The organism is Oerskovia sp. NPDC060287, from assembly GCF_042726775.1.
In the GTDB taxonomy this organism is placed as follows: domain Bacteria; phylum Actinomycetota; class Actinomycetes; order Actinomycetales; family Cellulomonadaceae; genus Oerskovia; species Oerskovia merdavium.
The window spans coordinates 1-5,988 of sequence record NZ_JBHXBO010000245.1 but is presented as its reverse complement, the minus strand read 5'-3'; the positions used below and the strand labels follow the sequence as shown (position 1 = coordinate 5,988).

Annotated in this window: 5 protein-coding genes and 1 pseudogene; 1 reads left to right on the top strand and 5 read right to left on the bottom strand. The window is 74.4% G+C overall.

The window, feature by feature from the left end; translation table 11 throughout:
- Positions 1 to 80 precede the first annotated feature (80 nt).
- Positions 81 to 1,259: an epoxide hydrolase family protein gene (locus ACFWFR_RS16620; RefSeq protein ID WP_377623703.1), complete on the bottom strand. Its 1,179-nt coding sequence runs from the start codon at positions 1,257 to 1,259 to the stop codon at positions 81 to 83.
- Positions 1,260 to 1,402: 143 nt separating this feature from the next.
- Between ACFWFR_RS16620 and ACFWFR_RS16615 the strand changes: the two genes are divergently transcribed.
- Positions 1,403 to 1,882 carry a hypothetical protein gene (locus ACFWFR_RS16615; RefSeq protein ID WP_377623701.1) on the top strand — a complete coding sequence of 160 codons (480 nt, stop codon included), beginning with the start codon at positions 1,403 to 1,405 and terminating at the stop codon, positions 1,880 to 1,882.
- A 13-nt stretch (positions 1,883 to 1,895) separates the two neighbouring features.
- Here the strand turns inward: ACFWFR_RS16615 and ACFWFR_RS16610 are convergent, their stop codons facing one another.
- From ACFWFR_RS16610 to ACFWFR_RS16595, 4 genes and pseudogenes are all read right to left on the bottom strand, one after another.
- Positions 1,896 to 2,576 (bottom strand): response regulator, encoded by a 681-nt coding sequence (locus tag ACFWFR_RS16610; protein WP_377623699.1) that lies wholly within the window; start codon positions 2,574 to 2,576, stop codon positions 1,896 to 1,898.
- Complete coding sequence (locus ACFWFR_RS16605; RefSeq protein WP_377623697.1) at positions 2,573 to 4,651, bottom strand: sensor histidine kinase; 2,079 nt, start codon at positions 4,649 to 4,651, stop codon at positions 2,573 to 2,575. Before ACFWFR_RS16605 ends, ACFWFR_RS16610 begins: the two co-directional genes overlap by 4 nt.
- Positions 4,652 to 4,836: 185 nt before the next feature.
- A complete protein-coding gene (locus tag ACFWFR_RS16600; protein ID WP_191805816.1) occupies positions 4,837 to 5,529 on the bottom strand; it encodes a hypothetical protein in 693 nt (230 codons plus the stop codon).
- Positions 5,530 to 5,737: 208 nt separating this feature from the next.
- Positions 5,738 to 5,988, bottom strand: a pseudogene (locus tag ACFWFR_RS16595) (alpha/beta hydrolase); the annotation flags it as partial.

Sequence of the window (5,988 nt, the reverse complement as noted above, 5' to 3'; positions counted from 1 at the left end):
GTGCATGATCGCGCTGCGACACGCCCGGCGAGTCGCGGCCGAATCATGCACTCGACGGAAGCCGGGCGACCGGCTGCCGCTCAGCGGACCGTCGCGAAGAACTCCCGCACGTCCGCGACGAACGTCTCCGGCTCCTCCATCGCCGCGAAGTGGCCCCCGCGGCCCTCGACGTCGGTCCACCGCGTGATCCGGTGCTGGGCCTCGGCGTACCGGCGGATGCCGACGTCGTGCGCGAACACGACGACGGCCGTCGGGACCCCGGTCGGAGGCTTGGGGGCGTCCCACGCGCTCTCGCTCGCGTACGCCATGTACGCCGACGACCCGGCCGTGCCGGTCAGCCAGTAGATCATCACGTCGGTGAGCATCCGGTCCCAGCCGAGCACCTCGTGCGGCAGGGCGTCCGCGGGGAACGTCCACGCCTTGAGCTTGTCGAGGATCCACGCGAGCTGCCCGACGGGCGAGTCGGTGAGCGCCGCGCCGACCAGCCCGGGCCGCGTCCCCTGGATCGAGACGTAGCCGAGCTCCTCGGTCATGAAGCGCCCGATCCGGCCCAGGCGGTCGCGCTCGAGGTCCGTGAGGCTCGCGAGCTCGTCCTCCCCGATCTCGTGGAACGCCATGCCGATGTTGCCGTTGAGGTGCACGCCCACGACCGGCCCCGTGGTGCCGTCGCTCCCGGTCGCGCGCGCGACCTCGGGCGAGACACCCGCGCCGACGTCGCCGCCCTGCACCCCGTAGCGCTCGTAGCCGAGCCGACGCATGAGCTCGGCCCACGCCACCGCGATGCGTGCGCTGCTCCAGCCGGCCTCGGTGGGCCCCGAGAACCCGAAGCCCGGGAGCGAGGGGATCACGACGTGGAAGGCCTGCGCGGGATCGCCGCCGTGCGCGCGCGGGTCCGTGAGCGGCCCGATCACGTCGAGGAACTCGGCGAACGACCCCGGCCAGCCGTGCGTGAGGAGCAGCGGCAGGGCGTCGGCCTCGGGCGAGCGCACGTGCAGGAAGTGGACGCGCTGCCCGTCGATCTCGGTGAGGAACTGCGGGTGGGCGTTGATGGCTGCCTCCTGCGCGCGCCAGTCGTAGCGGGTGCGCCAGTGCTCGACGACCTCCCGCAGGTAGGAGACGGGCACGCCCGTGTCCCAGCCGTCACCCGGCAGCGGGGCGGGGAACCGGGTGCGGTCGAGACGTGCGGCCAGGTCGTCCAGGTCGGCCTGCGGGATCTCGAGGCGGAAGGAGCGGATCGTGGAGCTCGTCGTCGTGTCCATGTCCTCGACGCTACGCGCGGTAGCGGTCAGCCTCTGTCCGCTGTTCCTCTGGCCCGACAGCGGAGCTCGGCTTCACGCGTGAGGGTGCGCTCCGTCGTCGGGCCGGGTCCTCATGCACTCGGCGGGGCTGCCAGACTCACCCCATGACCGACCTGCGCTGGAGCGACGTGATCGAAGCCCTCGACCCGGAGTGGAACGGGTACCTGCCGGACGTCGTGGTCGGCGAGATCAGCCTCGAGGACTGGCAGTCCCTCCTGGATCTCGTCGAGGAGCAGGCGTGGCCGCGCGAGGTGACCCACGGCGTCGACGATGCACCCTGGCCCCGCGCGGCGTCGCTGTTCCCCGGCGGCCGTCCGCTCGACGAACCGCCGACCCTGGCCGTGCGGCCGTTCGCGGGCGTCCAGCTCAACCTCTATCCGCACGCGGTCGACGAGATCGCGTTCGACGTCGACCTGCGCGAGCTCGAGGGGCAGGTGGGGATCGACCGGTTGTGCGGGCTGCTGCGGCTCGTCGGCAGGCGGCTGTCGCGCGACGTCCCGCTGTACGCGGAGGGGGACCCTGCTGCCCCCGTCCTGCGCTACGACCTCGCGACCGACACGTTCTGGCACGTCGAGGCCCCGTGAGTCTGCTCCGCACTCAGCGGGACGCCGCCGCCCGCGCCGCCGACCCGTCGTCGTCCACCAAGCCCTCCTCACGGGCCCGCACGATCGCCGCAGCCCGGTCGCGCAACGACAGCTTGGCGAGCACGCCCGCGACGTAGTTGCGGACCGTCTTGGTGCTCAGCGACAGCCGCCGCGAGATCGCGGTGTTGTCGAGTCCTGCGGCGACGAGCGCGAGCACCTCGCGCTCACGGTCGGTGAGCTGTGGGAACGGCACGGCCGCCCGCGAGCCGCCCAGCACGTTCGCGACGGCTCGTGCCGCGACGCCCGGCGCCAGGATCAGCTCGCCGTTCGCGACGGCCCGCACCGCCCGCTCGACCTCGTGCGGTGATGCCGACTTCACCAGGTACCCGCGCGCCCCGGCGCGCAGGCAGGCCGCGACCGAGTCGTCGTCCTCGTGCATGGACATGACGAGCACGGCCAGGTCCGGTCGGTCCCGCACCACCTCCCGAGTGAGCTCGACGCCCGACCCGTCGCCCAGGTCGAGGTCCATGACCACGACGTCGACGCCCTCCGGGCCGCCCAGCACGGCACGCGCCTCGGCGGCGCTCGCGGCCTGCGTCACCACGCGGACGCCGTCGAGCGAGTCGAGCAGCGCCGCCATCCCGATGCGGAACACGGGGTGGTCGTCGACGAGGGCCACACGAATGACGCTCACAGCACGACCTTCCGGGGGAGGACGGCCCGCACTCGCGTGCCGCGCGGTGCGAGCGGGGTGATCTCCAGCGTCCCACCGAGCTCTTCGGCGCGCTCCCGCATGGACCGCGTCCCGACACCGACCCGCACGCCCTGCCCGACGCCGGCGCCCGCGTCGTCGCACGTCACGACCAGGTGCGTCCCGGGCTCGGGCGCGCCGGGCGGGTGCGGGGCGACCTCGACCCGGCAGCCCGCGGCCCCGCTGTGGCGGGACGCGTTGATGACCGCCTCGCTCGCGATCGCATAGGCGGCCGCGGCGATGCGGGTGTCGAGGTCGTCGCACGGTCCGCAGAGCAGCTCGACCGCGAAGCCGTCGGCATCGTGGTGGTCCGCGAGGTCGCGCAGCGCGGCCTCGAGCCCGGCCTCGTCGAGCACGGGGGGCAGCAGGCTGCGCGAGAGCGTGCGAACGTCCCCGACCCGCTCCTCGACCTCGCGCTGGAGGGCCTCCAGCACCGCCCCTGCGGCGGCGGGATCCGTCGCGAGCGTGTTGCGCGCACCCTGCAGCCCGAGCCGGAGCCCGCTCAACCACGGCCCGACGCCGTCGTGCAGCTCGCGGCGGACCAGTCGCCGTTCGGCGAGGCGTGCGCGGGTCACCGCGTCCCTGGCGCGTTCGAGGTCGCGCGCGCCGTTCGCCAGGGCGAGGCCCGCGGCGACGACCGGCACGAGCTGGGCGAGCGCGTCCCGGGTGCGTGCGTCGAGGCGTTCGCCGGCGCGGGGCGTCACGGCGAGGTCCCCGAGGACCTGGCCGCCGTGCTCGACCGGCACGTGGGTCAGGTGGACCGAGGTGGGGGTGCCCCACGACGCCTCGACCGTCGGAGGCGTCCCGGGCTCACCGGGACCGTCGTCCTCCGAGCCGGGGACGCCACCGCTCGTGAGCGTGACCGACTCGAGCCTGAGCGACTCCCCGGTCGAGGCGACCAGTCCGTGGAGGAGCTCCTCGGCGGTCGCGGCGACCCCGAGCTGGCGTCCCATGCGCAGCACGGCCCGCCCCGGGTCGGTCGTCTCGCCGTAGACGAGCGTGCGGACACGCCGTCGGAGCCAGGTGCGGGCGGGCTGGACCGCGAGCACGACGCCGACCGCGGCGAGCACCTGGGCGAGAGGACTGTTGCCGACGAGGGCTGTCACGGCGACGACGAGCGCGACGTAGACGACGACCAGCGCGAGGGTCAGGAGCGCGCCGATCGTCGCGCGGCTCAGCGCGAGGTCCAGACCCCAGAGCCGGTTGCGCAGCACCGAGACGAGCAGCGCGGCCGGGAACAGGGCCTGGCACGCGAGGTGGGTCAGGGGCACCGCGAGGATCGCGTCCGGTGAGTCCCACGTGCCGAGGAGAGGGAGGAACGACAGCGCCATGATCGCCGTGCCCAAGGCCAGGAGCCCCAGGCCGCGGCGTTCCTCGAGAGGGCCGTGCCGGTGCCGCCACCACGTCGCGGCCGCGGTCACGAGCCCCATGACGACGACGCCGAGGATCGCCGGCCGCGGGTCGTCGACCGGCGCGAGCAGGAAGAAGAGGATCGAGCCGGCGCCGCCCGCGACCCCGAGCCACGCGCCCACGGACAGCGGGTGGTCTCGCACGAACCACGGCACGAGCACGAACAGCCCGATCGTCCCCGGGACCCACGCGAGACCGTAGGCAGCGGCGAGCGGTTCGAGCGGCGGCAGGTCCGGGTGCGTGCTCGCGAAGCTGCGCCACGCCCCGCCGAGGGCTGCGAGCCCGCCGCCGATCCCCGCGAGCGAGACGAGCCACCCGACGACGTGCCGCCGCCGGGACAGGATGATCGCCCCCACCGAGCCGTAGACGAGCGCGACCATGGCGTCGACGACCACGAACAGCAGGTCGCCGAGCAGCAGGCCCACACCCGACGTGAGCTGGAGCACGAGCGCCGCGATGCCCAGGAGCCACGAGACGATCGCGATGGCGAGCGCCGTCCGCGGCAGCCCCCCGCTGCCCAGGCTCGCGCGGCCGAACGCCGATCCGTGCGAGGGCACGACCGGACCGCCGGAGGACTCCGGTGGAACGTCCCCTGCGTCTGCGCCCACAGCGCCACGGTAGGGGGCAGGACCGGCCGGGCGACAGAGGGCAGGAACGATTCCACCCGCACGCCGGGCCACGCGGCTGCGACCGGCCTCGCCCCCGGAGAGGGGGACGGGGCCGGTCGTGCCGCCGGGGACGACCCGGGCGCTCCGTGACGTGACCACGACGGTGGGCTGCGCCGTCGGGCAGGTCAGCGACGGTCGCCCAGCGCGAAGCCGAGCGCGGCGACCGTGAGCCACAGCGGACCCACGAACCCTGCCATGTACTGCAGCGGCGAGACGCCCACGAGCAGCGTGAGCCCGCCCAGGAGCAGGCTCACGACCCCGATCCAGCGCGGTGCGGCGCCGTGCCGCAGCGAGGCCACGGCCACGGCGACCGCGGTCAGGCCCGCGCCGACCCACAGCCACGGGATGGTCGCCGTCCAGTCGGCGTAGAACGCGCCCGACTCGGGGACGATCTTGTCGAGCTCGGCGAACCCGAACATGAACTGGGTATCGAGCCCCGAACCCATGAGCGCCGCGACCGACGTGAGCACGAGGCCCGAGCCTGCGACCGTCGGCAGGAGGCTGCCGGCCGGGGCCTGGACGTCGAGACGTCGCTTGAGCCCTGCCGCGAAGACCAGGAGCAGGATCGCGACGAGGACGGTCGCGGTGTGGAAGACGAGGAGCGTGGACGTCTTGCCCGCGAGGTCGGCGACGATCGCGTCGGCGTCCCCTGCAGTCTGCTCCCAGTTGGCGCCGAGGGCCATGGAGGCCTGGATCGAGACGATGCCCAGGACTCCGGCCGCGACGCCGGTCCACGCCCAGGCGCGGGATGTCCGGGCGGGGTGCCCGTGGGCGAGGGCGGCGTCGGACGTGACGGGTGCTGTCGGTCGTGCGGTCATGGTGGACCCCTGCGTGTCGGAGGGCCGGCCCGGTGGGCGGCGGCCGTGGGTGGTTGACACGACGAGCGTGGGGCGGGAGGCGTCCCGGGCGGCAGGGGCAGACGTCCCGGGAGGCTGGGCACTTCCGGGGGCGTCGGGTGCGTGATTGCGCTGCGGCACGCCCGGCGAGTCGCGGCCGAATCATGCACTCCGCGGGAAGGGGCTGGGCTCAGCCCGACGTGTGCTTCGCCAGGAACTCCAGGCTCCGGTCGAGCGCGACCTGCCCGGCCTCGGTCGAGAGGTCGAACTGGTACTCGTGGCCCAGGCCGGGCTCCTCGTCGTCGGGCTGGATGATCGCGTCGACCTCGACGCCCGCCTCCGCGAGCCGGGCCGCCATGGCCTTGCCCTGGGGCGTGAGCGGGTCGGCGTTCCCGCCCGGGTGGCAAGCCGGCGGGTAAGCCGCGGGGACCTGGGGGGCGA

Excerpts from the sequence above, each read along its gene's own strand:
- ACFWFR_RS16615 (WP_377623701.1), top strand. The coding sequence starts at position 1,403 with ATGACCGACCTGCGCTGGAGCGACGTGATCGAAGCCCTCGACCCGGAG.
- ACFWFR_RS16620 (WP_377623703.1), bottom strand. The coding sequence starts at position 1,259 with ATGGACACGACGACGAGCTCCACGATCCGCTCCTTCCGCCTCGAGATC.
- ACFWFR_RS16600 (WP_191805816.1), bottom strand. The coding sequence starts at position 5,529 with ATGACCGCACGACCGACAGCACCCGTCACGTCCGACGCCGCCCTCGCC.